This window comes from Geodermatophilus sp. DSM 44513 (assembly GCF_032460525.1).
Lineage (GTDB): Bacteria > Actinomycetota > Actinomycetes > Mycobacteriales > Geodermatophilaceae > Geodermatophilus.
The window spans coordinates 1000718-1025692 of sequence record NZ_CP135963.1 but is presented as its reverse complement, the minus strand read 5'-3'; the positions used below and the strand labels follow the sequence as shown (position 1 = coordinate 1025692).

General features: G+C 76.9%; 26 protein-coding genes. 12 read left to right on the top strand and 14 right to left on the bottom strand.

Going from position 1 to position 24975, the window contains the following annotated elements:
* Positions 1-24: 24 nt before the first annotated feature.
* On the top strand, positions 25-1263 hold the full coding sequence (locus RTG05_RS04915; RefSeq protein ID WP_166527699.1) for a magnesium transporter MgtE N-terminal domain-containing protein: 1239 nt from the start codon (positions 25-27) through the stop codon (positions 1261-1263).
* Positions 1256-1786, top strand: a complete 531-nt coding sequence (locus RTG05_RS04910) for a DUF1003 domain-containing protein (RefSeq protein ID WP_166527698.1) — start codon at positions 1256-1258, stop codon at positions 1784-1786. The genes RTG05_RS04915 and RTG05_RS04910 overlap by 8 nt, the downstream gene beginning before the upstream one ends.
* Here the strand turns inward: RTG05_RS04910 and RTG05_RS04905 are convergent.
* A complete protein-coding gene (locus RTG05_RS04905; protein ID WP_166527697.1) occupies positions 1783-2253 on the bottom strand; it encodes a DUF4188 domain-containing protein in 471 nt (156 codons plus the stop codon). The genes RTG05_RS04910 and RTG05_RS04905 overlap by 4 nt on opposite strands.
* A gap of 43 nt (positions 2254-2296) precedes the next feature.
* Between RTG05_RS04905 and RTG05_RS04900 the strand changes: the two genes are divergently transcribed.
* The gene (locus tag RTG05_RS04900; protein ID WP_208104799.1) at positions 2297-2941 is read left to right on the top strand and encodes a MerR family transcriptional regulator; all 645 of its coding nucleotides are present in this window, start codon (positions 2297-2299) and stop codon (positions 2939-2941) included.
* Between the two features lie 148 nt (positions 2942-3089).
* Here the strand turns inward: RTG05_RS04900 and RTG05_RS04895 are convergent, their stop codons facing one another.
* Complete coding sequence (locus RTG05_RS04895; RefSeq protein WP_166527696.1) at positions 3090-3407, bottom strand: AzlD domain-containing protein; 318 nt, start codon at positions 3405-3407, stop codon at positions 3090-3092.
* Positions 3404-4093, bottom strand: a complete 690-nt coding sequence (locus RTG05_RS04890; protein ID WP_315912337.1) for an AzlC family ABC transporter permease — start codon at positions 4091-4093, stop codon at positions 3404-3406. The genes RTG05_RS04895 and RTG05_RS04890 overlap by 4 nt, the downstream gene beginning before the upstream one ends.
* A 98-nt stretch (positions 4094-4191) precedes the next feature.
* Here RTG05_RS04890 and RTG05_RS04885 point away from each other — a divergent pair, with 98 nt between their 5' ends.
* Positions 4192-5334: a GGDEF domain-containing protein gene (locus RTG05_RS04885; protein WP_166527695.1), complete on the top strand. Its 1143-nt coding sequence runs from the start codon at positions 4192-4194 to the stop codon at positions 5332-5334.
* 129 nt (positions 5335-5463) lie between these two features.
* On the top strand, positions 5464-6615 hold the full coding sequence (locus tag RTG05_RS04880; RefSeq protein WP_208104798.1) for an Mrp/NBP35 family ATP-binding protein: 1152 nt from the start codon (positions 5464-5466) through the stop codon (positions 6613-6615).
* A 213-nt stretch (positions 6616-6828) separates the two neighbouring features.
* On the opposite strand, the gene RTG05_RS04875 is transcribed toward RTG05_RS04880, so the two are convergent.
* The 6 genes from RTG05_RS04875 to glgC form a co-directional block, all read right to left on the bottom strand.
* Positions 6829-7194: a twin-arginine translocase TatA/TatE family subunit gene (locus tag RTG05_RS04875; RefSeq protein ID WP_166527694.1), complete on the bottom strand. Its 366-nt coding sequence runs from the start codon at positions 7192-7194 to the stop codon at positions 6829-6831.
* Between the two features lie 94 nt (positions 7195-7288).
* The gene (locus RTG05_RS04870; protein ID WP_315912336.1) at positions 7289-8596 is read right to left on the bottom strand and encodes a S1C family serine protease; all 1308 of its coding nucleotides are present in this window, start codon (positions 8594-8596) and stop codon (positions 7289-7291) included.
* Positions 8597-8915: 319 nt separating this feature from the next.
* Positions 8916-9494: an anti-sigma factor family protein gene (locus RTG05_RS04865; RefSeq protein ID WP_166527693.1), complete on the bottom strand. Its 579-nt coding sequence runs from the start codon at positions 9492-9494 to the stop codon at positions 8916-8918.
* Entirely contained in the window at positions 9491-10081 is a 591-nt protein-coding gene (gene sigE, locus RTG05_RS04860; RefSeq protein WP_166527692.1) for an RNA polymerase sigma factor SigE, read from the bottom strand. The genes RTG05_RS04865 and sigE overlap by 4 nt, the downstream gene beginning before the upstream one ends.
* 153 nt (positions 10082-10234) lie before the next feature.
* Positions 10235-10801 carry a 2'-5' RNA ligase family protein gene (locus RTG05_RS04855; protein WP_166527691.1) on the bottom strand — a complete coding sequence of 189 codons (567 nt, stop codon included), beginning with the start codon at positions 10799-10801 and terminating at the stop codon, positions 10235-10237.
* Positions 10798-12018 (bottom strand): glucose-1-phosphate adenylyltransferase, encoded by a 1221-nt coding sequence (gene glgC, locus RTG05_RS04850; RefSeq protein WP_166527690.1) that lies wholly within the window; start codon positions 12016-12018, stop codon positions 10798-10800. The genes RTG05_RS04855 and glgC overlap by 4 nt, the downstream gene beginning before the upstream one ends.
* 172 nt (positions 12019-12190) lie before the next feature.
* On the opposite strand from glgC, the gene glgA reads away from it, so the two are divergent.
* From glgA to RTG05_RS04825, 5 genes are all read left to right on the top strand, one after another.
* Positions 12191-13363, top strand: coding sequence for a glycogen synthase (gene glgA / locus RTG05_RS04845; RefSeq protein ID WP_166527689.1), 1173 nt, complete (start codon positions 12191-12193; stop codon positions 13361-13363).
* Between the two features lie 148 nt (positions 13364-13511).
* The gene (locus RTG05_RS04840; protein ID WP_166527688.1) at positions 13512-14267 is read left to right on the top strand and encodes an ANTAR domain-containing protein; all 756 of its coding nucleotides are present in this window, start codon (positions 13512-13514) and stop codon (positions 14265-14267) included.
* 58 nt (positions 14268-14325) lie between these two features.
* Positions 14326-15438 carry a spore photoproduct lyase family protein gene (locus tag RTG05_RS04835; RefSeq protein WP_315912335.1) on the top strand — a complete coding sequence of 371 codons (1113 nt, stop codon included), beginning with the start codon at positions 14326-14328 and terminating at the stop codon, positions 15436-15438.
* A 94-nt stretch (positions 15439-15532) separates the two neighbouring features.
* On the top strand, positions 15533-17251 hold the full coding sequence (locus tag RTG05_RS04830; protein WP_315912334.1) for a SpoIIE family protein phosphatase: 1719 nt from the start codon (positions 15533-15535) through the stop codon (positions 17249-17251).
* A 76-nt stretch (positions 17252-17327) separates the two neighbouring features.
* The gene (locus RTG05_RS04825; RefSeq protein ID WP_166527687.1) at positions 17328-18833 is read left to right on the top strand and encodes a phytoene desaturase family protein; all 1506 of its coding nucleotides are present in this window, start codon (positions 17328-17330) and stop codon (positions 18831-18833) included.
* 71 nt (positions 18834-18904) lie between these two features.
* On the opposite strand, the gene RTG05_RS04820 is transcribed toward RTG05_RS04825, so the two are convergent.
* The 5 genes from RTG05_RS04820 to RTG05_RS04800 all read right to left on the bottom strand — a co-directional run bounded on the left by RTG05_RS04820 (position 18905) and on the right by RTG05_RS04800 (position 23714).
* A complete protein-coding gene (locus RTG05_RS04820; RefSeq protein ID WP_315912333.1) occupies positions 18905-20335 on the bottom strand; it encodes a hypothetical protein in 1431 nt (476 codons plus the stop codon).
* Entirely contained in the window at positions 20332-21846 is a 1515-nt protein-coding gene (locus RTG05_RS04815; RefSeq protein WP_166527686.1) for a leucyl aminopeptidase family protein, read from the bottom strand. Before RTG05_RS04815 ends, RTG05_RS04820 begins: the two co-directional genes overlap by 4 nt.
* 89 nt (positions 21847-21935) lie before the next feature.
* Positions 21936-22103 carry a DUF3117 domain-containing protein gene (locus RTG05_RS04810; protein ID WP_012947303.1) on the bottom strand — a complete coding sequence of 56 codons (168 nt, stop codon included), beginning with the start codon at positions 22101-22103 and terminating at the stop codon, positions 21936-21938.
* Positions 22104-22228: 125 nt separating this feature from the next.
* A complete protein-coding gene (locus RTG05_RS04805) occupies positions 22229-22783 on the bottom strand; it encodes a DNA-3-methyladenine glycosylase I (protein WP_166527685.1) in 555 nt (184 codons plus the stop codon).
* A 31-nt stretch (positions 22784-22814) separates the two neighbouring features.
* Positions 22815-23714, bottom strand: coding sequence for a DMT family transporter (locus tag RTG05_RS04800; RefSeq protein ID WP_166527684.1), 900 nt, complete (start codon positions 23712-23714; stop codon positions 22815-22817).
* Between the two features lie 67 nt (positions 23715-23781).
* Here RTG05_RS04800 and RTG05_RS04795 point away from each other — a divergent pair, with 67 nt between their 5' ends.
* A complete protein-coding gene (locus RTG05_RS04795) occupies positions 23782-24237 on the top strand; it encodes a DUF2243 domain-containing protein (RefSeq protein ID WP_315912329.1) in 456 nt (151 codons plus the stop codon).
* Positions 24234-24971, top strand: a complete 738-nt coding sequence (locus RTG05_RS04790; RefSeq protein ID WP_166527683.1) for a cytochrome c oxidase assembly protein — start codon at positions 24234-24236, stop codon at positions 24969-24971. Before RTG05_RS04795 ends, RTG05_RS04790 begins: the two co-directional genes overlap by 4 nt.
* Positions 24972-24975 lie beyond the last annotated feature (4 nt).

Here is a 24975-nt window from a genome sequence, read left to right as displayed (position 1 = left end):
GGCCCGACGGTAGCCTCGGCCTCCGTGACCACGGTGAGCAGGGCGTACGTCTCCCGGCTCGCCGGCCTGCCCGTCCTCGACCCCGACGGCGACCGGGTCGGCAAGGTGCGCGACGTGGTGGTGGCGCTGCGCGTGGGGACGGCGGCGCCGCGGGTGCTCGGCCTGGTGGTCGAGGTGGTCGCCCGCCGGCGCACCTTCGTGCCGATGGGCCGGGTGACGACGCTGGACCCCGCGTCGGTGGTGCTGTCCGCCGGCACGCTGAGCTTGAAGCGCTTCGAGCAGCGCCGCGGGGAGACCCTGGTGCTCGGCGAGCTGCTGGACCGCCGGGTGCAGTTGACGGAGTCCGGGCGGACGGCGGCCGTGGTGGACGCCGGCATCGAGCAGACCCGCACCGGCGACTGGGTGCTGTCCCGGCTCGCCGTCCAGGAGCCGGGGCGGCTGGGCCGGCGCGGTCAGCTGCACCAGGTGGCCTGGGACGAGGTGGGCGGCCTGGAGCTGTCCCCGACCGGTCAGGGCGCGGAGACGCTGATCGCCACCTACCGCGAGCTCAACGCCGCCGACCTCGCCCACGCGCTGCAGGACCTGCCGGTGACCCGGCGGCAGGAGGTCGCCGAGGCCCTCGACGACGAGCGGCTGGCCGACGTGCTCGGCGAGCTGCCCGAGGCCGACCAGATCGCCATCCTCGGCACGCTGCCCGAGAGCCGCGCCGCCGACGTGCTCGAGGTCATGGACACCGACGACGCCGCCGACCTGCTGGCCGAGCTGTCCCACGTGGACCGCGACCGGCTGCTGGAGCTCATGGAGCCCGACGAGGCCGACCCGGTGCGCCGGCTGCTGCAGTACACCGAGGACACCGCCGGCGGGATCATGACCAGCGAGCCGGTGGTGCTCACCCCGGACGCCACGATCGCGGAGGCCCTGGCCCGCGTCCGGGAACCGGAGCTGACCCCGGCGCTGGCCAGCCAGGTGTACGTGTGCCGGCCGCCGTCGGCCACGCCGACCGGGCGCTACCTGGGCCTGGCGCACACCCAGCGGTTGCTGCGCGAACCGCCGTCCACCCTGGTCAGCGGGGTGCTCGACGACCTGGGGCCACTGCGACCCGAGGCGCCGCTGGCCGAGGTCACCCGCTACTTCGCCACCTACAACCTGGTCGCCGCGCCGGTCGTCGACGCCCAGGGCCGGCTGGTCGGCGCGGTGAGCGTGGACGACGTCCTGGACCACCTGCTGCCCGAGGACTGGCGCGAGCGGGCCCGCCGTGGCTGACCGCCGCCGGCTCGACGTCCCGCGCGGTGCCTCCGGGTGGGCCGCCCGGCTGCGGCCGGACCCCGACGCGATCGGCCGCTTCGCCGAGGGCATCGCCCGCTTCCTGGGCACCGGGCGCTTCCTCGCCGTCCAGACGGTGCTGGTGGTCGTCTGGATCCTGCTCAACGTCTTCGCCCTGCGGCTGCAGTGGGACCCCTACCCGTTCATCCTGCTCAACCTGGCCTTCTCCACCCAGGCCGCCTACGCCGCGCCGCTGATCCTGCTCGCGCAGAACCGGCAGGCCGACCGGGACCGGGTGGCACTGGAGGAGGACCGGGCCCGCGCCGCGACCACCCGCGCCGACACCGAGTACCTGGCCCGGGAGCTGGCCGCCCTGCGGATCGCGGTCGGCGAGCTGGCGACCCGGGACTTCATCCGCAGCGAGCTCACCCGGCTCACCGCGGACGGGGCCGAGGACGCCGAGCGGCGGGAGCGCAAGGCCCGCAAGAAGCGCGAGGCCGCCGCGCGCGAGGCGGCCGGCTAACCGGCGAGGCGGGCCTCGGCCCGGTCCAGGCGGCCGGACACCGGCCGGGACGCCGTCGCCGCGGCCAGGCCGAACGCCGGCACGTCGACGTACACGGTCTCCGCCCGCGCGACCTGGTAGGTCTCGTGCCAGACCCCGACCGCGCCGGGCACCCGGCGGGCGCGCCGGTTGAACGCGGTCCAGGCGGGACGGTGCCGGGCACCGGTGTCGGCGGCGTAGCGGTAGACGTCCTCCGGACGGCGCCAGTACTGCACCAGCACCGGCCCCCTCCGGCCCAGGGAGACGTGGGAGCCGAGGAAGCCGGAGTCCGGGTCGGCCGACAGCTCGCGCAGCATGGGGCCCATGGCCGCGAACGTCGGGAGCCAGGCGTCCGGGCGCCACGGGCGGTTGACGGTCATGCCGATCAGGAAGACGGTCAGGTCCCCCTCGTGGGAGTGGGTCCACCGGCCCCGGGCTGTGCGCGCCATGGCGTCCTCCTGGTTGGATAGTGTCGCTACCCAATCTTGGAGAGTGGCACTACCCAACGTCAAGGGGTCCGGCGTGCAGATCTCCGAGCTGGCCCGCCGGGCCGGCGTCCCGGTCGCCACCGTGAAGTACTACCTGCGCGAGGGGCTCGTGCCGGCCGGTGAGCTGACCGGCGCGACCCGCGCGCGGTACGGCGAGGAGCACCTGGAGCGGCTGCGCCTGGTCCGCGCGCTGCTGGGACCCGGGGGCCTGTCGGTCGCCCGCGCACGCGCGGTGCTGGCCGCCGTCGAGGACCCGGGCACCTCCGTCCACGCCGCCCTCGGTGCCGCCCACCGGGCGCTGCCCGGGGTGGGTGCCGGGGGCGCCGCCGACCTGGCGCCGGCCCGCGCCGTCCTGGACCGCCGGGGCTGGCGGGTGGCCGAGGACTCCCCCGCCCTGCACGCCCTGGCCGCGGCGCTGGAGGCGCTGGCCGCGACGGGGGCCGCACCGCCGGACGAGGTGTTGGACCGCTACGCCGAGGCCGCCGGCCGGATCGGCGCGCAGGACGTGGCCGGCGTCCCGACCTCCTCGGTGGCCGAGGCGGTCCGCTTCGTGGTGGTCAACACCGTGCTCTTCGAGCCGGTGCTGCTCGCGCTGCGCCGGCTGGCCCAGGAGGACGCCTCCCGCCGCCGGTTCCCCACCGACGGCTGACGGTCAGCGCAGCAACACCGCCAGGACGTCCAGGCGGCCTCGGCGACCACACCGGCGAGCAGGCCGAGGCCGGCGCACACCAGCAGGCCCGGCGCGGACACGCGGTCCCGGGTCGACGGCACGTCGGCGGTCCTGCCCGCTCCCGCGCTCAGCCGGTGAGGACGTGCACCAGCGCCCCCGCGACCCCGGCGAGCACCAGGACGACGACGAACGGCGCCCGCAGCGCCAGGGCGAGTGCGGCCACCGCGAGCCCGGCCAGCCGCCCGTCGACGACCAGCGCGGGGCCGCTGGTGGCGGCCTGCACCGCGACCAGCGCGGCCAGCAGCGCCGCGGGCACGAACTCCACGACGCGGGTGACCCACGGGCGCTCGACCCAGGCGGCCGGCACGGACAGCCCGGCCAGCTTGAGCGCGTAGCAGCCGAGCGCGGCGACCAGCACGACCGCCCACAGCGCCCCGTCGCTCACCCGGCCGGCTCCGCGCGCCGCGGCCGTCCCGCGAGCGCCACCGCGACGACGGCCGCGACCACCTGCACCCCCGCGGGCACGACCGGGGTGAGCACCAGCGCCACGGCCGCCCCGGCGACGGCGACCCGCCGCTGCACCGCCGCCTCCGGCCAGCCGCGCTGCAGCCGTGGCCACAGCAGGGCGAGGAACGCCGCGGGGACGACGGCGTCCAGCGCCGCCTGCGCCGTCCCGCCGAGGCCGGAGGCGCCGAGCGCGCCGAGCACCGTGGTCGTGTTCCACCCGAGGTAGATGGTCGCGCCGGTGGCCCAGAACGCGAGCCGGCCCAGCTCGCGGTCGGGCGCGGCGACGGCCATCGCGGTGGTCTCGTCGATCACCCAGTGCGCCGCACCGGCCCGGCGCAGCGGGCCGCGCGGGGCGAGCAGCGGGGCCAGCCGCACGCCGTAGACGGTGTTCCGGGTGCCCAGCAGCAGCGCGCTGCCGACGGCGGCCGCGCCGCTGCCGCCGGCCCCCAGGACGCCGACCAGGGCGAACTGCGAGGCGCCGGTGAACATCAGCGCGGACAGCGCGAGCGCCTGCCAGACGTCCAGGCCGGCCGCGTCGGCGGCGGCGCCGAACGCGACCCCGTACAGGCCCACCGCCAGCCCGAGCCCGACGGCGTCCCGGAGGGTGGCGGCGCGGGTGGACACGGCAGCGAGGCTAGCCAGGGCCCGGGGCGGCGACCCCCGGACGGGTGGCACCGGCGGACCGCGCTCCAGGGACGCGCCCCCGGTCCCGATGGGAGGGGGTGAGCACTCCCGCGGCGCCGCGTCGGCCGACCCTCGACGAGGACCGGCTGGCCCGTGCACGGGAGTCCGCCCTGCTGACCTCCGGGCTGGCGACCGCCATCTGTCCGGCCTGGTCCGGCTTCGACCTCCTGCTCGAGCCGGAGGTGGCCGGGTCCTTCCTCGCCGTCCGGGTGGCCGGCCTCGTCCCGATGCTGGTCGCGCTGTGGGTGCTGTGGCGCCGGCCGCTGGGACGCCGCCAGCCGGAACTGCTGGCCTGCACGGTGCTCGCCACGGTGCAGGCCGAGATCGCCTGGATGGTCCCGCGCGTCCAGCACGTCGAGTTCTACCTGCTCGGCTTCACCCTGGCGCTGTTCGCCAGCGGCTGCCTGATGGTGTCCCGGCCGGGCTGGACCGGCGCCCTGGTCGGCGTCACCTGGACGGCCTTCGGCTCCGCGGTGCTCACCGCGCCGACGTCCATGCCGGCGGAGGACGTGCTCGCCGCCGGTTTCTACCTGGTCACCGCGTCGGTGATCGCGGTGCTGGCGCACGCCCAGCGCTACCGGCTGACCGGCCACGAGTCCAGCGCGCGGCTCCGGCTGGAGGCCGAGCAGCGGCGCACGCGGGCGCTGCTGGCCCGCCTGGACCGGCTCAGCCACGAGGACCCGCTCACCGGCCTGGCCAACCGCCGGCGGTGGGACGACGAGCTGGCCGCCGCCTGCGCCACCGCCCGCGGGTCCGGGACGTCGCTGGCCGTCGTCCTCGCCGACGTCGACCACTTCAAGCAGGTCAACGACCTCTACGGCCACACCGGCGGCGACCGGGCGCTGCGGCTGATCGCCGGGGCACTGCGCTCCCGCGTCCGGACCGGGGACGTCGTCGCCCGCCTCGGCGGGGACGAGCTGGCCGTGCTCCTCCCCGGCACGCGCCCCGACCGGGCGGTCGCGCTGGCCGAGGAGCTGCGCAGCGCGGCACTCGGGCTGGACCCGTGCGGCGCCGGTCCCGGCTCGCTGACGCTGTCCCTGGGGGTCGCGGTCGCCCGCGGCGACCAGGCGGTCCCGGAACGGCTGACTGCCGAGGCCGACGCCCACCTCTACCGCGCGAAGGCGACCCGCAACACCGTCTGTGCCGGCCCGTGGACGCCGGCGCCCGTCGGGGTTGCGTAGCAGATCACCCTCCGGACGGCGGTCGGCCCCCGGGACGGCCGTACAGTGGCGGCAGGCCCGTGAACGCAGGTCGCCGCCGCCCTCGGCGGACACCGACCGGGTCCCCCGTCGAAGGAGACAGCTGCAGCGATGTCCGCCCCGATGACCGGCGCGCCGGCGCTCGACGCCATCACCGCCGCCCTGGCCACCGTCCAGGACCCCGAGATCAACCGTCCGCTCACCGAGCTCGGCATGGTCAAGGACGTGCAGATCGGGGCCGGCGGCGCCGTCCGCGTCGAGGTCTACCTGACCGTCTCCGGCTGCCCGATGCGCGAGACGATCACCAACCGGGTCACCCAGGCCGTGTCCGCCGTCCCCGGCGTCACGTCGGTCCAGGTCGGCCTGGACGTGATGAACGACGAGCAGCGTGCCGAGCTGCGCCGCACGGTGCGCGGCTCCGACGCCGCCGAGCCGGTCATCCCGTTCGCCCAGCCCGGCTCGCTGACCCGCGTGTACGCGGTCGCCTCGGGCAAGGGCGGGGTGGGCAAGTCCTCGGTCACGGTGAACCTCGCCGCGGCGCTGTCCAAGCGGGGGCTGTCGGTGGGCGTCGTGGACGCCGACATCTACGGCCACTCGGTGCCGCGGATGCTCGGGGTCGACGACAAGCCCACCCAGGTCGACAACATGATCATGCCGCCGCAGGCCTACGGCGTGCGGGTCATCTCGATCGGCATGTTCACCCCGGGCAACACCCCGGTGGTGTGGCGCGGGCCGATGCTGCACCGCGCGCTGCAGCAGTTCCTCGCCGACGTGTGGTGGGGCGACCTCGACGTCTTGCTGCTGGACCTCCCGCCCGGCACCGGCGACGTGGCGATCTCCATCGCCCAGCTGCTGCCCAACGCCGAGATCCTGGTGGTGACCACGCCGCAGCTGGCCGCCGCCGAGGTCGCCGAGCGCGCCGGGGCCATCGCCACCCAGACCCACCAGCAGGTGGTCGGCGTCATCGAGAACATGTCCTGGATGGACCTGCCCGACGGCACCCGCATGGAGGTCTTCGGCTCCGGCGGCGGCGAGGCGGTCTCCGACGCGCTGACCCAGACCCTCGGTGCGCGGGTGCCGCTGCTCGGCCAGATCCCGCTGGACACCCGCGTCCGCGAGGCCGGGGACGCCGGTGCCCCGGTGGTGCTGGCCGACCCCGACTCCCCCGCCGCCCAGGCGCTGACCCGGATCGCCGACGGCCTGGCCACCCGCCAGCGCGGGCTGTCCGGCCTGTCCCTGGGCCTCACCCCGGTGCGTCACTGACATCGTCGCCCTACCGGGCGACACCGCGGCCAATCACCGTTCCCGACCTGCGCTGAGCCGCTGCCCGCGCCTCGTCGGGGACCCTCCGGGCCCCGCTCCTCGGCTCGCCTCGCGGGGCGGCTCACCAACCGCCCGCGACCGGGCACGTCTCCACCCAGGTGCCGCGCCGCGGACACGTAGCTCCTCGGGGAGGCCTCCGGCCTCCCGTCGTCACTACGTCGCGTCGGGGTCGAACGGGGGTGGGGCGGAGTCGTTGCGGGCGCGGGCTGCGGCCGCGGCGACCGTGGTCGCGGCGGTGGCCCCGCTGGGGCGCCGCGGACCGTCCTCGTCATCGGTGAGCAGCTGGTTCTTGATGAAGGTCCGCGGGTGGTACTGGCGCAGGTCCAGGTCCCGCAGGCCGGCGAAGTCGTCCCCGAGTGACTCGTCGACCTGGGCGCGCACACCGGTGAGGGCCGTGCGCAGCTTCTTCAGGCCGGCGGCGGCCTCCTTGGCGAGGTCGGGCAGCCGTTCGGGCCCGAAGATGAACAGCGCGAGGAGTGCCAGGACGATGATCTCGCCCCAGCCGATCGAGTCGAACACCCGCTGCTCCCGTCCTCACCCCGCTCCGGCACCCCCAGCCTAAGCGGCCCCCCTGAGCGGCGGCCGACGAGCGGTGGGGGGCAGGGGTCCCTGCTCAGGCCTGGTCGAGGGTGGCGTCCACCGTCGTCGAGGCGCCGTCGCGGATCAGCTCGATGCTGATGGTCTCTCCGGGCTCGTGGGCGTCCACCGCCACGACCAGCTCCTCCGAGCTGCCCACCGGCTCGCCGTCGACGGCGATGACGACGTCCTGCTCGCGGATGCCGGCCTCGGCCGCGGCGCTGCCGGGCTCCACGTTGACCACCAGCGCCCCGTCGCGGGTGCCGTCGGTGACCGAGCGGGCGTTGACGCCGAGGGAGGCGTGCACCGCGCGCCCGGTGCTGATCAGCTGCTCGGAGACGGTGCGGACGGTGTCGACGGGGATGGCGAAGCCGAGGCCGACGCTGCCCCCGCCGAGCGAGGCGATGGCGGTGTTGATGCCGATGACCTCACCGGCGGCGTTGACCAGCGCGCCGCCGGAGTTGCCCGGGTTGATCGGGGCGTCGGTCTGCACCGCGCTGATCACCGCGTTGGTGTCGCTGCCCTCACCGGCCAGGCGCACCGGGCGCTCCAGCGCGCTCACGATGCCGCTGGTGACGGTGCTGGCCAGCCCCAGCGGCGAGCCGATCGCCACGACCGGGTCGCCGACGACGACGGCGCCGGACCTGCCGAGCGCGGCGGTGAGCAGGCCGGGCTTCTCCACCTTGAGGACGGCGAGGTCGCTGGCCGGGTCGCGGCCGACGATGCGCGCCGCGGAGCCGCTGCCGTCGGCGAAGACGGCGCGGATCTCGGCGCCCTCGACGCCGTCGGCCCCGGAGATGACGTGGTTGTTGGTGACGATGTAGCCGTCCTCGCCGTCGACGACGACCCCCGACCCGGTGGCGCCGGCCTCCCCGATGCGCACCTCGACGGAGACGACGGCCGGGGTCACCCGCGAGGCGATGTCGGACACCGAGCCGGGTTCGCGGGCGATGCCCTCGTCGGTCGTGTTGAGCTGCGTGCCGGGCGCCAGCAGCGGCGACTCGTCGGCCGTACGGGTCAGCCAGTAGCCGGTGGCGCCGCTGACCAGCCCGGTCAGCAGCACCGCGAGCAGGGCGAGGACCGACAGGCGGACCGACACGTCGCCCAGCCGCAGCCGGCGACGCCCCCGCGCATCGACGACCACCGGGCCGGCCTGCTGCTCGGGCTCGTCGTACACCGCTGGGCCGGTGAGGCCGGCGGGGGCGTGCGGGTCGCGCCACGGGTCGGAGCGGGCGTCGGCCTTCCACCAGGGGCCGCTGGCCGTGCGCCGCCGCCCGGGCCGCCCGCCGGGCGGCTCCTGCAGGCCGCGCTGGCCGGCCGTGGACGGCGCGAAGGCGCGCAGCACCGCCTCGGGGGGTGGCGGGGGCAGGGGACGCGCCGGGACGACCGGCCGGTCCCCGGCGAAGCCGTCGCGGGCGGCGGTGGGCCGCCCGAAGGCGGCCTGCTGGGCGGGGGTGGGCGCGGGCCGCGCGGGTGACGGGGGCTGCGGCCGGTCCGGCGGGTCGAAGCCGCCGACGCCGTCCCGGGGGCGCGCGAAGGCCTCCTCGGGCAGCGGCGGTGTCCCGTCGCTGCGGTCGTCCCCGTCGAGCGGCCGGGGCGCCGAGCCGGAGGCGTGCGGTTCGTCGGTCAGCGGGTCCTCCCCCGACGGGCACCGGCCCGCGTGGTCAGGGCGTCCCGCCCGGGGTGACGGACGGCTGGGCGCCTCCGGTGCCGACGGTGGTGGTGCGCACCACGGGCGGCACGATCTCGGTCCGCTCCTCGACACCGCCGCGGGCCACCGGCGCCGGGCCGGGGCCGTCGGGGCCGTCGCTGGGCAGGTTCAGCGCCAGGGTGGTGACCCCGGCGCCGAGGACCCCCAGGGCGCCCAGGAAGCCCCGGCGCAGCCAGCGGGCGTGGCCGGGCCGGTCGCCGCCGGCGGAGGTGGGCTCCAGCGGCACCGACCAGGCGCCGCCGGACCCGCTGATGGTGAGCTGCCCCGGGCCGGCGGTCAGCGAACCGCCGGGGCCGGGCACGTCGGCGGTGAACGGGATGGCGCGCAGCCGGGACAGCAGGTCGCCGGGGACGGTGACGTCGCAGGAGGCGTGCAGGGCCTCCTTGGCCTCCCGCTGGGCCTGCACCGCCATGCGGCACTGGGCGCAGCCGGTGAGGTGGCGGGCCGCGCGGGCCGCCGGGCCGCCACCCAGCTCGCCGTCGACCAGGGCGGCGACGGCCTCCTGGGCCAGGTGGCTCTCCGGGATGTTCACCCCGCGCTCCCCTCCGGGACGGCGTCCCGACCGGTCACCGACCGGCGCGGCGCCAGGTGCGCCAGCGCCTCGCGCAGCTGAACCCGGCCGCGGTGGATGCGGCTGCGCACCGTGCCGAGCTTGATGCCGAGGGTCGCCGCGATCTCCTCGTAGGTCAGCCCCTCGATGTCGCACAGGACGACGGCCACGCGGAACTCCGGGGACAGCGCGTCCAGCGCGGCCTGCACCTGCGGGTCCAGGTGGGTGTCGGAGTACACCTGCTCCGGGCTGGGGGCCGTCCCGGGCAGCCGCTCGGTGTCCTCGGGCAGGGCGTCGAACCGGATCCGCTGCCGGCGGCGCACCATGTCCAGGAAGAGGTTCGTGGTGATGCGGTGCAGCCAGCCCTCGAAGGTGCCGGGCGAGAAGTCCGCGAGCGAGCGGAACACCCGGACGAACGTCTCCTGGGTGAGGTCCTCGGCGTCCTGCGGATTGCCCGAGAGCCGGTAGGCCAGCCGGTACACGCGCGCGGAGTGGTCGCGCACGACCTGCTCCCAGGTCGGCGCCACCCACGCCTCGGTGGGGGCGGCGGGGTCGGCGGTGTCGGGCACGGTCCCAGGATCGCAGATCGGCGCCGCCGACGACCGCCCGATGCCGGCGGCTCGGGTGGGAACGATTGTCTTGGGGCGCACGTCCTGGTCAACGGGCCGGCGGCGCGACCGTGTTCCCGTTCACAGGGACCTCACAGGCACGCGCGGCCGGCGTCAGCCGAACGGGTGCTCGGCCACCGGCTCCCACGGGCCGCCGAGGTAGCGCCACAGCCCGAGGCCGCGGGCCCCCACCCGGTGCGGCGTGAACCCGGCGGCCAGTCGGTCCCGCAGCGCGCGGGCGACCGCGGGCTCCACCTTGTTCTGCACGGTGACGTGCGGTGCGTGCCGCTGCCGGTCCTGCGGGGTCAGCCACTGCTCCCAGGCCGCGGCCAGCCCGGCCCGCAGCGCGGTCAGCTCCGGGGCGTCGAGCGTGAGGGCGACCCCGCGGCCGAGCGACCGCACGCCGGTGACGGCGACGTCGAAGGCCGGCCGGCGGGCGGCGTCGGCGAGGTCGGCGGACACCGCGCCCTCGTGGTCGCCGGGCAGCGCGTGGAACAGCGTCACGTGCGCGGCCAGCTGGTTGCGGGCGGCCGGGAAGTGCGCGGCCCGCAGCCGATCGAACCGCTCCTGCGCCCCCGGCTCCAGCAGCAGGGTGACGATCAGAGGTGACGTGCTGGAACGGCCCTGCCGCAGGGACCCGCCGCGAGCTTGCGAGTGGTGGGGGGCGACAGGGTCCTTCACCTGTGTGCCCGGGCTCCCTTGCCGAGCACGGTCACCCCGCCGGCGCTGACGTGGTAGCGCTCGTGGTCGGCGGCCAGGTCCACGCCGATGCGCGCCCAGTCGGGGACGACGACGTTCTTGTCCAGGATGGCGCGCCGGACGTAGGCGCCCTCGCCGACGTACACGCCGTCCATGAGCACGCTGTCCTCCACCCGCGCACCCCGCTCGACGCGCACCCCGGGCGAGACCACCGAGCTGTGCACCGAGCCGCCACCGATGATCGCGCCGGCGCTGACCATCGACTCCTCGGCCCGCCCGCCGAGCACGAACTTCGCCGGCGGCTGCTGCGGCGGCAGGGTGAGGATGGGCCAGCGGTCGTTGTAGAGGTTGAAGACCGGGGTGACCGACACCAGGTCCATGTGCGCGTCGAAGTAGGAGTCGATCGTCCCGACGTCGCGCCAGTAGCCGTGGTCGCGCTCGGTGGCGCCCGGGACGACGTTGGTGGAGAAGTCGTAGACCCAGGCGTCCCCGGCCTCGGCGAACATCGGCATGATCGAGCCGCCCATGTCGTGCGCGGAGGTCTCGTCCTCGCCGTCCCGGCGCAGCGCCTCGAGCAGCGCGTCGGTGCTGAACACGTAGTTGCCCATGGAGGCGAAGCTCTGCTCCGGGGAGTCCGGCAGCCCGGGCGGGTCGGCCGGCTTCTCCAGGAAGCCGCGCACCCTGCCCTCGGCGTCGGCGTCGATGACCCCGAACTGGGTGGCCTCGTGACGGGGAACCCGCAGCCCGGCGATGGTGACGCCCGCACCGGTCTTCAGGTGCTGGTCGATCATCTGCGCCGGGTCCATCCGGTAGACGTGGTCGGCGCCGAAGACGACGACGATGTCGGGCCGGGCGTCGTAGATCAGGTTCAGGCTCTGCAGGATCGCGTCGGCACTGCCGGTGTACCAGCGGGGGCCGAGGCGCTGCTGGGCGGGCACCGGGGTGATGTAGTTGCCGAGCATCTGCGACAGCCGCCACGTGGTGGTGATGTGCCGGTCCAGGCTGTGGCTCTTGTACTGGGTCAGCACGGCGATCTGCCGGATCTCGGCGTTCACCAGGTTGGACAGCACGAAGTCGATGAGCCGGTAGTTGCCCCCGAAGGGCACCGCTGGTTTGGCCCGGTCCTGGGTCAGCGGGGCCAGTCGCTTGCCCTCACCGCCGGCCAGGACGATGCCGAGGACCCGGGGACCGCCACGCATGGTCGCAACGTATCGGCTGCCCGGCGCGGGCGCTCCACCGCGCTGCGCGGCGGCCATCCTCCGGGGGCCCGCGCCGAGCGTGCGAGGGGCGGGGGGAACGGGCGGCCCCGTCCAGAGGCTCGCCGCGAGCGTGCGAGCGGTGAGGAGGACGGGGTCCTCTTAGGGTGACCCGGTGCGCATCGGCATGGTGACCCGGGAGTGGCCGCCGGACGTCTACGGCGGCGCAGGCGTGCACGTGGAGCACCTGGCGGCAGCGTTGCGCGCGCTGCCCGACGGGCCGCAGCTCGACGTCCACTGCTTCGGGGGCCCGCGCGCGGACGCGACCGGGCACCAGGTCCCGGCCGGGCTGCAGGGCGCCAACGGGGCGCTGCAGGCCCTCGGGGTGGACGTGGAGATCGCCGGCGCGCTGGCCGAGGCCGACCTGGTGCACAGCCACACCTGGTACGCCAACGGCGCGGGCCTGTTCGCCTCGCTGGTGCACGGCACCCCGCACGTGGTGACGGCGCACTCGCTGGAGCCGCGCCGGCCGTGGAAGGCCGACCAGCTCGGCGGCGGCTACCGGTTGTCGTCGTGGGTCGAGCGCACCGCCTACCTCGCCGCCGACGGGGTGGTGGCGGTCAGCCGCGGCATGCGCGACGACGTGCTGGACGCCTACCCCGACCTGGACCCGGCGCGGGTGCACGTCGTGGGCAACGGGGTCGACGCCGCGGCCTACCGGCCCATGCCCGACCCGGACGTCGTCCGCTCGCTCGGCGTGGACCCCGACCGGCCCTACGCGCTGTTCGTCGGGCGGATCACCCGGCAGAAGGGCGTCGTCCACCTGCTGCGCGCGGCCGAGCAGCTGCCCGCCGACGCCGGCCTGGTGCTGTGCGCCGGCGCCGCGGACACCCCGGGTGAGCGCCAGCAGGTCGCCGACGCGGTGGCCGAGCTGCAGGCTCGCCGGGACGGCGTCGTGTGGATCGAGGCGATGCTGCCGCGCGAGCGGCTGGTGCCGCTGATCACCGGCGCCACGGTGTTCGTCGTCCCGTCGGTGTACGAGCCGCTGGGCATCGTGAACCTGGAGGCCGCCGCCTGCGGCACCGCCGTCGTCGCCAGCGCGGTGGGCGGCATCCCCGAGGTGGTCGCCGACGGGCGCACCGGTCTGCTGGTGCCCTACGACCCCGCGGACGCCGCCGCCTTCGAGGCCGGGCTGGCCGAGCGGGTGACCGAGCTGCTGCACGACCCGGAGCGGGCCGCGCGCATGGGTGCCGCCGGGCGGGAGCGGGTGCTCGCCGAGTTCGGCTGGCCGGCCATCGCGCAGCAGACCGTCGACGTCTACGCCGCCGTCCTCGCCGCCCGGGGGTGACCGGCGGCCGGACGTCGTCGCCGCGGAGGGACCGGGTGTCGTAGGCCGCGATGGCCGGGCCTCGCCGTGCCCCCTCGCCCCTGGATCCGGCCGGGTGAGATCCGGATCCGGTGCGGCCCGTGCTGCGGGCGTGCCGGATGATCGGTGCGTGTCGTCGATCGCCGCTCGGTTCCGGGCCGCGCTGGAGGAGGTCGGCGACCCCTCGCCCACCGGCCCCGAGCTGTTGCCGTCGCTGCTGGCGCGGGCCTGCGCCCGGACGCTGGACGTGGACGGCGCGGGGCTCAGCGTGCGCGCCGCCGGACAGGGCCGGCTCCCCCTCGGCGCCAGCTCGACGACCGCGGACCTGGCCGAGCGCCTGCAGTTCACCGCCGGGGACGGCCCCTGCACAGCCGCCGAGCGGCACCGGGAGCCGGTGTTCGCCGCCACCGCCGACCTGCAGCGGCGCTGGCCGGTGTTCGCCCGCCTGCTCACCGGTCAGACGCCCTACCGCGCGGTGGTGGCCCTGCCGATCGGCGAGACGCTGGCCGGCCCCGGCGCGCTGGACCTCTACTTCACCGACGAGTCGGCCGTGACCTCCCTGGAGGTGTTCGAGGCCATGGCCGTCGGGGACCTCGTCGCCTCGGCGCTCGGGGACGCCGCCGTCTGGGCGCCGTGGGCCCCCGAGGGCGGGCCGGCGTGGCTGCACGGTCCCGCGGCGCGGCGCCGGCAGGACGTGTGGACGGCGGCCGGCCGGGTCGCGATGGCCCGTGGCACCTCGCCACCGGCCGCGCTGGAGCTGCTGCGCTCGGCGGCACGGGCGACCGGACGCACCGTCGACGACCTCGCCGGGGACGTCGTCGCCGGACGGGTCGGCCCCGCGGACCTGCGACCGGTCGGCGAGCTGCCACCCGCTGCCGGGAACTGACCCGGCGACGCGCCGACCAGCGGGAACACCGCCGGACACCGCGCTGCTGCAGCCCGGCGTGGGGAACCCCGTCACCGTGCCGTCCGAGTCCGCGAGCCCCGCCGGCGGTGAGCTCGCCCGCCTCCTGCCGGTGCGCCGGGTGTACGCCGAGCCGGCCGCGCTCGCGTCGCCCCGCGGGCAGCAGGTGCTCGCCCGCCTCCCCGGCGCGGAGGTGGTCGAGGTGCCGTCGCACTGGCAGATCCCCGAGCTGCACGGCAACGAGGGCAACGTCGAACGCTGGGTGCGGGTGAAGTCCGAGACGCTGGTGCTCGGGGTCAAGAAGTCGCTGACCGCCCGGCCCAACGGCCGCTCGGCGAACTGGATCGCCCCGTCGACGGCCAACGGTTGCGCCATGGCCTGCGCGTACTGCTACGTGCCCCGGCAGAAGGGCTACGCCAACCCGGTCACCGTCTTCACCAACATCGAGCAGATCACCGGCTACCTGCGCCGGCACGTCGCCCGGCAGGGCCCGAAGACCGAGCCCGACCAGTGCGACCCGGTGGCCTGGGTCTACGACCTGGGCGAGAACAGCGACTGCTCGGTCGACGCGCTGGTCAGCGACAACGTCGCCGACCTCGTCGCCACCTTCGCCGGGCTGCCGACGGCCAAGGCCTCCTTCGCCACCAAGTACGTCAACCGCGAACTGCTCGACCTCGACCCGCGCGGGCGCACCCGCATCCGCTTCTCGGTGATGCCCGAGGACGACGCGAAGGTGCTCGACATCCGCACCAGCCGGGTCGGCGAGCGCATCGCGGCGGTCGACGACTTCGTGGCCGCCGGGTACGAGGTGCACCTGAACCTCTCCCCCGTCGTCCTGCGGGAGGGCTGGGAGGCCGACTGGGCGCAGCTGCTGCAGCGGTTGGACGACGAGCTGTCCCCCGCGGCCAAGGCGCAGGCGGCCGCCGAGGTCATCCTGCTCACCCACAACCGGGACCTGCACCAGGTGAACCTGGGTTGGCACCCGAGGGCCGAGGAGCTGCTGTGGCGGCCGGACCTGCAGCAGCCCAAGCTCAGCCAGAACGGCAGCTGGAACGTGCGCTACCGCAACGACGTCAAGCGGGCCGGTGTGGCGCAGGTGCACCAGCTGGTGGCCGCACACGCCCCGTGGCTGCGGATCCGGTACGCGTTTTGACCACGTGTCGACATGGCGACTCGTCGACTGTCGGTGCCCGGCCGTTGACTGCCCGTGTGGGATCGTGACCGGAGACGTCCCCGGAGGAGGAGTGGTGCTGCCGACGGTCGACGCGGTCCTCGCCGCACCGGCGCTGCTGGCCGCGCTCCCCGACGCCGTGGTGGTGGCCGACGCCGACGGCCGGATCGCCTACGCCAACCCGGCGGTCAGCACCCTGCTGGGGCACGACCCCGGGGAGCTGGTCGGACGACCGCTGACCGTGCTCATGCCGCGCCGCTTCCACGGCGCGCACAGCAACGGCTTCGCCCGGTTCCGGGCCACCGGCGAGGGCCGGCTGGTCGGGTCCACCACGCAGGTGCCCGCGCTGCACGCCGCCGGACACGAGGTCACCGTCGACCTGACGCTGGCCCGGCTGATGCAGGCCGACGCGGCTGCGGACGACGCGCTGGTGGTCGCCGTCCTCCGCGACGCCAGCACCACCGTCCTGCTGGAGCGCCAGCTCATGGTCAGCCGCTACCTGGCGGCCACCCAGCGGGTCACCACCGCACTCACCGAGGCCGCTGACGCCGACGTCGCCTTCCGCGACCTGCTGCCCACGCTGTGCACCGAGCTGGACTGGGACACCGCCACGCTGTGGCAGCCCGACGGGCACACCGGCCGGCTGCGGCACGCGGCCACCTGGGTCTCCTCCGGCGCCACTCCCGGCGCCCTGCACGTCGCGTCCTGCGGGCACCGCTTCGCCCGCGGCCAGGGGCTGCCCGGGCTGGCCTGGGCGCAGCGGGCCCCGGTGGTCGCGGAGGACCTGTGGAGCGACCCCCGCTTCCTCCGCGGTGAGGCGGCCCGCTGCGACCGGATCCGCACCGGCGTGGCCTTCCCGGTGCTGCACGGGGACGACCTGCTGGCGGTCTGCGAGCTGTTCTCCCGCGAGGAGCGGCCCGTGCCGGCCGAGCTGGTGGAGGTGCTGGCCTCCGCCGGCCGCCAGATCGGCCAGTTCCTCGGCCGGCTGCGCGCCGAGTCCGAGGTGCGCCGGCTTGCCGACACCCTGCAGCGCAGCCTGCTGCCCTCCCACCTGCCGGCCGTCCCGGGCGTCGAGCTGGCCGCCCGCTACCGGCCCGGGGGGGGTGCCGCGCTGGTCGGCGGGGACACCTACGACGTCGTGCCCCTGTCCGATGGCCGGTGGATGGTGCTGATCGCGGACGTGTGCGGTGACGGCGCCGAGGCCGCCGCCGTCACCGCGCTCACCCGGCACACCGCGCGGGCCGCGGCCGGCCCCGTGGGCGGGACGACCGCCGGCCCGGCGCAGGTGCTGCGGGCGGTGAACGCGGCGCTGCTGCACGCGCAGGCCGACGGCCCCCTGCGCTTCGTGACCGCCTGCTGCCTGGTGCTGACCCCCGGCCCGGACGGCGTCCGCGCCGGCATCGGTGTCGCCGGCCACCCGCTGCCGGTGCTCACCGGCCCGGGCGGCCCGCGGGAGGTCGGCGCGCCGGGCCGCCCGCTGGGCATCGACCCGGACCTGGACGTGCCGGTCGTGGAGGTGGACCTGTCGCCGGGCGCGACGCTCGTGCTCTACACCGACGGGGTCACCGAGGCGCGTGACGACGCCGGCCGGCAGTTCGGCGAGGAGGGGTTGCGGCAGGTGCTCGCCGGGGCCCCGCGGGGGGCCGAGGAGACCGTCGAGGCGGTCACCGCAGCGGTCGAGCAACAGCTCCGGGGATCGCGGTTCCAGGCCGACGACCTCGCCGTCCTCGCCCTCGCCGTCCCCGCGGGGAGCGGTGCCCGGGGACGGCCGCGTCGAGGCGACCCGCCCGGCTGACCGGTCCCGGGGCAGACGGCGGTCAGCCGCCCGGGCACCGGACGGTCGCCCGCCTGCGCCCGGTTACCGTGGCGGCGTGGCTCGGGTGGCGGTGGTCGGCGCCGGCCTCGGCGGTCTCGCGGCGGCGGCCCGGCTGGCCGCGCTCGGCCACGCGGTGACCGTGCTGGAGCAGGCCCCCGAGATCGGCGGCAAGCTGGGCTGGTATGCCCGCGACGGGCACGGCTTCGACACCGGCCCGAGCCTGGTGACCCTCCCGCAGCTGTACCGGGACCTGTTCGCGGCCACCGGTGGCCCGCTGGAGGACGCCGTGGACCTGGTGCGCCTGGACCCCGCCGTCGCCTACCGGTTCGCCGACGGCGCCGGACTGTCCGTGCCCGGCGAGGCCGCCGCGGTCCCGGCCGCGCTGGACGCCGCGCTCGGCGCCGGCAGCGGCGCGCAGTGGGCGGCGCTCATGGCCCGGGCCGCCGAGATGTGGCGGGTCACCGAGCAGCCGTTCCTGCGCTCGCCGCTGGCCGGGGCGGCCACGCTGGCCCGGCTGGCCCGCAGCCGGGCCGACGTCGCCACGGTGGCGCCGTGGCGCACGCTGCGCGGCCTGGGGACGGCGTACCTGCGCGACCCGCGGCTGCGCACGCTGCTGGACCGCTACGCCACCTACTCCGGCTCCGACCCGCGGCGGGCGCCGGCGGTGCTGGCGACGGTGCCGTACGTGGAGCAGGCCTTCGGCTCCTGGTACGTGCGCGGCGGGCTGCGCCGGCTGGGCGAGGCGGTCGCGCAGCGGGCGGTCGAGCGCGGCGCGGTCGTGCGCACGGGGTGCGCCGTGGAGCGGGTGCTGGTGGAGGGCGGCCGCGCGGCCGGGGTGCGGCTGGCCGGCGGTGAGGTGGTGCGCGCCGACGTCGTGGTCTCCGGCGCGGACGCCGCCGCGGTCTACGCCGACCTGGTGCCGCCGTCGCGGTCGACCCGGCGGGTGCGCCGCGACCTGGGCCGCGGCACGCCGTCGCTGTCGGGGTTCGTGCTGCTGCTGGCGCTGCGCGGGCGGACGCCCGGGCTGGCGCACCACACCGTGCTGTTCCCCGAGGACTACGACGCGGAGTTCGACGCGGTGTTCGGCGTCGGCCGGCACCGCGGGGCGCCCCGGCCGGTCGACGACCCGACCGTCTACGTCAGCGCGCCCGACGACCCGGCGACCCGGCCGGACGAGGACAGCGAGTCGTGGTTCGTGCTGGTCAACGCGCCCCGCCACGACCCCCGCGGCGGCGTGGACTGGGACGCCCCGGGGCTGGCCGACCGGTACGCGCAGCGGGTGCTCGAGGTGATGGCCCGCCGCGGCCTCGACGTCCGCGACCGGGTGCGCTGGTGCTCGACGCGCACCCCGGCCGACCTGGAGCGCGGCACCCGCAGCGTCGGCGGGTCGATCTACGGGACGTCGAGCAACGGCGCCCGCGCGGCCTTCCTGCGCCCGGCCAACGCCTCCCCGGTGCCCGGCCTGTTCCTCGTCGGCGGCTCGTCGCACCCCGGCGGCGGGCTGCCGCTGGTGGCGCTGTCGGCGCAGATCGTCGCCGGCCTCGTCGGCCCGGCCGAGTGAGGGGCTGGAACGGCCCCCGTGCAGGGCCCCGGCGCGAGCGTGCGAGTGACGGGGGGCACCGGGGGCCTTCCTCAGCTGCGGGCGGCGCCGTAGCCGAGCACGGCGGCCAGGCCGAGCGCGCTGCGCGGGGCGTAGGCCGTCCGCCACAGCCCGCCGTGCACCGCGGCGTACGCCTCGTCCTGCCACGGGTGCTCGTGCACCGGCCCCCCACCGGTGTGCAGGTCGTGCACCAGCAGCGCGGCCATGAGCACGTTGGACGTCGCCGGGTCGAACACCTCGACGCCGAACCGGTGGGCGCCGGCGTAGGCCGCGGCCAGCGCGCGGTTGCGCACCACCGAGCGGGTGCGGGTCGGCGGCGCGACGTTCATCGACACGGTGGTCCCGGCCGCCCGGGCGACGGTGGCCCGCCACCGCTGCAGGCGCTTGGCCAGCGCGTAGTTCGGGCCCTGCTGGGGCACCAGGCTGTCGGCGATGCCCGGGTCGCTGCCGGGCAGGTAGGCGCGCTGCAGCAGCCGCCCGGCCGACAGCGTGCGCAACGGCCGGCCCAGCAGCTTGCCCGGCCGTGACCGCCCGGCGTAGGCCCGCACCGACTGCTCGACGGCGTCCGCGGGGACGGCGAAGACGTCGGTCGGGGTGGCGAGGAAGGCCAGGGCGAGGTCCGCACGGGCCGCGGCCAGCCGTACGGTGAGCGCGTCGACGGCCGCCGACACCCGGACGTTGGTGGCGCCGTCGGCGTAGACGTAGTCGCCGAGCACGAGGCGCCCGGGCAGTCCGGCGACCCAGTCGGCGACGGCGGGCACCTCGGTGACCAGGTCCGCTCCCCCGCCGGGGTGCAGCAGCGTGCCGGCCCCCCGGCGGGCGGTGCCCAGCACCCGCTCCCACAGCGGCGGGGAGGGCAGGTCGACCCCGGCCACCCGGGCGCCCCAGCGCAGCAGCGCGGTCAGTGGTCCCATCTCCGCGCCGGCGCCGAGCACGACGACCGTGGTGTCCGGCAGGGCCAGCCACTCCGGGTGCGCGGCGACGGTGCGCACCGCCTCGGCCGCCGAGGGCTCCGCGATCCCCCGCTCCACCCAGTCGTCCAACCGGCGCAGCAGGGCGTCGCCGCGCAGCCGCTCGCCGCGGAAGGGCAGCGACAGCTCCCGCTCGGGCTCGGCGGTGCCGCGGACCTCCGCCGTGGCCAGGGCCCGGCCGGCGGGGGCCCCGGCCAGCTCGCCCAGCGGGGTCTCGGCGCCGTCCGGACCGGCGACCCGCAGCCGCCGGTGCAGCGAGGTGAGGCCCGCGTCGGCGATGGTCAGCGCGGCGCGGCGGGAGGGCAGCCCGGCCTCCACCAGCCGGCGGACGTGCGTCAGGTAGCCGGCCCGCCAGTTCGTCTCCCGCTCGGCGGCCCCGGCGCCGGCCGGGTCGACCGGGCGCAGCGCGTCGGCGACCACGGCCCGCCCCAGCGCCGCGGTGCTGCGCCGCCCGTCGGGACCGGCCGGGAAGACCACGCCAGCGTCGGTCACCGGTCGACCACCACCGGCGCGTCGACCGGCGCACCGGCCTCCAGCCAGCGCAGCAGGAGCCGGGCGCCGAAGCCGGTGCCGCCCTTGACCACCTCGGCGTCGTCGCTGCCGGCTCGCGCCGGGCCGGCGACGTCCAGGTGCGCCCACGGCAGGTCGCCGGCGAAGGGTCGCAGGAACAGCGCGGCGGTCGTGCTCCCGGGGTTGCCCGGGGCGTTGTTGGCGTCGGCGACCGTGCTGTCGAGGAGGTCGGCGTGCTCCTCGGCCAGCGGCATCCGCCACACCGCCTCGCCGGCGTGCCCGGCGGCGGTGCGCAGGGCGTCGGCCAGCCCGTCGGTGGTCGCGTACAGCCCGGCGGTGCGCGTGCCCAGCGCGACCTTCATCGCGCCGGTCAGCGTGGCCACGTCGACCAGCACGGTGGCGCCCAGCTCCAGGCGCGCCCACGCCAGCCCGTCGGCGAGCACCATGCGGCCCTCGGCGTCGGTGTTGAGCACCTCGGTCGTGCGGCCGCCGACGTGGCGCACCACGTCGGCCGGGCGGTAGGCCGAGCCGGAGACGGCGTTCTCCGCGGCCGGGACGACGGCGGTGACCGCGACCGGCAGCCCGAGGCGGGCCGCGGCGTCGACGGCGGCGAGGACGGCGGCACCGCCGGCCATGTCGGTCTTCATCTCCCGCATCCCGGCGGTGGGCTTGATGGAGATGCCGCCGGTGTCGAAGGTGATGCCCTTGCCGACCAGCACGGCGTGCCCGGCCCCGGCGCCCGGGGGCCGGTAGGAGGCCGCGACCACCCGCGGCGGGGAGGCCGAGCCGCCGCCGACGGCGAGCACGCCGCCGAAGCCCCCGGCGCGCAGGTCCTCGACGTCGAGGACGCGCACCGTCACGTGCTCCAGCCCGGCCAGCCGCTCGACGGCCTGCCCGGCCAGCCAGGCGGGGTCCTTGGTGTTGCTCGGGGTGTTGACCAGGTCGCGCGCCCAGGCCACCGCCCGGGCGGCCACCTCGCCGGCGCGCGCGGCGGCGGTGACCGCCGGGTCCGCGCCGTCGGCGGCGACGACCGTGACCGTCCCCAGCCGCGGCGGGTGCGGCGTGGAGGTGTCCCGGAACCGGTAGCCGGCCAGCAACGCGGCCTCGACGGCCAGGCGCACCTCCTCCGCGCCCGCGGGGGCGGCGGGGTCGTCCACCGGCAGCACCAGCCGGCGCGCGCCGTGTTCGGCGAGGGCCTGCGCACGGCGGACGGCCGCGGCCACGTAGCCGCGCAGGTCCGGCAGCGTCGCGTCGCCGACCCCGACGGCCACCACGCTGCGCGGCCGGCGCCCGGGGACCGGGAGGTCGGTGGCGGTACCGGGCCGGCCGCTGTTGCCCGTGTCGGCCAGGGCGGCGGCGAGCAGCCCGGCGTCGACCGGTGCGCCCGGGCCGGTCACCCAGGCGGGCAGCGCCGCGCCGGTGCCGACGGGCACGGCGAGGACGTCGTCCTCGCCGAGGGCCGGGAGGGTGGTGTGGACCTCGACCCGCGGCAACGGCGCGGCCCCGGTCGCCGGCAGGTCGCCGGCGGCCGGGGCCGTGTCGTGCTGTGCGGGGCTGCCCGGGGGCAGGCTCGCTGCGGTGTTCAGCTGGTCGCGCCCTTCAGTGCCTCCGAGAGCGCCGCCGCCTCGTCGGGCGACAGCTCGACGACCAGGCGACCGCCGCCCTCGAGCGGCACGCGCATGACCAGGCCACGCCCCTCCTTGGTGACCTCGAGGGGACCTTCACCAGTGCGCGGCTTCATGGCCGCCATGCGTGCCTCCTTCGTCGGCCGCGCGTGCCCGTGGGCTGCGGCGCGGCGTCGTCGATAGCTGTGAGCTCCGGTCAATGATCCCGTATCCCCGGCGCAGGTCCAACCCGGGTCCACCCGCTCCGGCGTCACTCGGCCGCGCGGAAGCACGAGGCCACGTGGTCGTCGACCATGCCGGTGGCCTGCATGAGCGCGTAGGCGGTCGTGGGACCGACGAAGACGAACCCGCGGCGCTTGAGCTCGCGGGCCATCGCGGTCGACTCCGGGCTGGTGGCCGGGACGTCGGCGAGGGTGGCCGGGCGGGGCCGGTGCCCCGTCGGCGCGAACGACCACAGCAGCGCGGACAGCCCCTCCGGCACCCGCTGTGCCGCGCGGGCGTTGCCGATCGCGGCGGCGACCTTGGCGCGGTTGCGGACGATGCCGGCGTCGGCGAGCAGCCGCGCCTCGTCCTCGGCGGTGAACCCGGCCACCGCGTCGATCGAGAACCCGGCGAAGGCGGCGCGGAACGCCGGGCGCTTGCGCAGGATGGTCAGCCAGGACAGCCCGGACTGGAAGGCCTCGAGGCAGAGCCGCTCGAACAGGGCGTCGTCGCCGTGCAGCGGCGTGCCCCACTCCTCGTCGTGGTAGGCCCGGTAGTCCGGGGTGCTGTCCGCCCAGGCGCAGCGGGTCGGCTCGGCGTCCACGGCCGGGACGCTAGCGCCGCGGGCCGACGGTTCAGGGCACGGCGACGTCGACGTCCTCGGCACGGGCGCGCCGCGCCGGGCTGCGGCGGGTGGCCAGCACGCAACCGAGCACGACGACCGGCAGGCCGACGGCGAGCCCCAGGGTGAGCGGCTCGTCGAGCACCAGGACGCCGAGCAGGACGGCGACCCCGGGGTTGAGGAAGGTGATGACCAGCGCCCGCTGCGGGCCGACCTCGCGGATGAGCGCGAAGAACACCGCCAGGGCCAGCGCCGTGCACACGACCCCGAGGACCAGCACGGCCAGCAGCGCGTCCGACGGCGCCCGCGCCACCTGCCCCAGCCGCGGGACGGCGAACGGCGCGTAGACCACCGTGGTGACCGTCAGGGCGACCGCGCTGGCGGCCACCCCGGACACGTCGGGCAGCGACCGGGTGACGATCAGCGGCGCGGTGGCGTACCCGACGACGACCAGCGCCATGGCCAGCAGCGGCAGCGGCGCGACCGCCTCCACGTCCAGGCCGAGCAGCACGGCGATGCCGGCCACGCCCAGGCCCATGCCGAGCAGCCGGACCGGGCCCAGCCGCTCCCCGTCGCCGCTCAGCCGGGCGGCCAGCGCCGCCGCGAACGGCACGGCGGCGATCAGCAGGCCGGTGAGCGAGCTGGACAGGGTCTGCTCGGCGTAGGCGATCAGCAGCCAGGGGCCGGTCATCTCCAGCACGGTGAAGGCCAGCAGCGGCCGCCAGCGCCGCAGCGCGGGACGCAGCCGGCCGCGCGCGACGGTCCAGGGCAGCAGCAGCGCCGCGCCGAGCAGGCACCGGCCGAAGACGACGACGACCGGGGAGAGGTCCTCGACCGCGACCTTGATCAACAGGTAGGGGACGCCCCAGACGACCGACATCGTGAGGAACAGGGCCCAGCCCCGCCGGCTCACCGCTGCCCTCGCACGGCGTCATCCTGCCCCGGCGTTTCCCGGCTGCCGCACCGGGCACCGCCGGACGGTGCGCGGCGCCCCTCCCGAGTCCGGACGGCGACTGGCGACCTCGGGGCTGCTGGTCGGCGCCGGGCTGATGGGCTCGGTCGACGAGATCGTGTTCCACCAGCTGCTGGCCTGGCACATGTTCTACGACCGTGCCGGTGGCACCGTCGGGCTGGTCTCCGACGGCCTGCTGCACGCGGCCACGCTGTCGGCCGTCGTGGCCGGGCTCGCGCTGCTGGCCGACCTGCGCCGCCGCGGCGCGTTCGACGCCGGCCGGTGGTGGGCACTGGTGCTGCTCGGTGCCGGGAGCTTCCAGCTGTTCGACGGCGTGGTCGACCACAAGGTGCTGCGGGTGCACCAGGTCCGCTACGGGGTGGACCTCACCGGCTACGACGTCGCGTGGATCGGCAGCGGCGTGCTCCTGCTGGGCGCCGGCGCGGCGCTGCTGCTGCAGGCCCGGCGCCGTCCCGCGCGGTGAGCGCCGTCGTCCTCGCGCTGCTGGCCGCCGGGGCGCTGTACGTCGCGGCCGCCGGGCGCACGGCGTGGCCTCTGCTGCGGACGGCGTCCTGGCTGGCCGGGCTGGCCGCGGCCGCCGGCGGCGCCGTGCTGTCGGCCGCCCACGGGGACCTGCGCACGCACGTGGCCGGCCACCTGCTGCTGGGCATGGTCGCCCCACTCCTGCTGGTCCTGGCCGCCCCGGTCACCCTGGCGCTGCGGGCGCTGCCGGTCGCCGCGGCCCGGCGGCTGGCCCGGCTGCTGCGGACGGCGCCGCTGCGCTGGGCGGCCGACCCGGTGGTCGCCGTCCCGGCCAACGCCGCCGGGCTGTGGCTGCTGTACGGCACCGGCCTGCACGCCGCGCTCAGCCACCGGCCGGGCGTCGCCGCCGCGGTCGCGGTGCACGTGCTGGTGAGCGGCTACCTGGCGACCGCCGCGGTGCTCGCCGTCGACCCCGCGCCGCACCGCCGCTCCGTCGGGGTGCGCGCCGGCGCGCTGGCCGCCGGGGCGGCCGCCCACGACGTGCTGGCCACGGCGCTCTACGCCGCGCCGCCGGCCGGGGTGCGGGCCGCCGAGGAGGGCGCCCGGCTGATGTGGGACGGCGGCACGGTGGTCACCCTGGTCACCGCGGCGGTGCTGTGGCGGCGCTGGTACGTCAGCCGGGGAGCGGTCCGCGCCGCGGAGTCCTCCGCGGCGGCCCTGGGCCGGCGAGCATGACCCC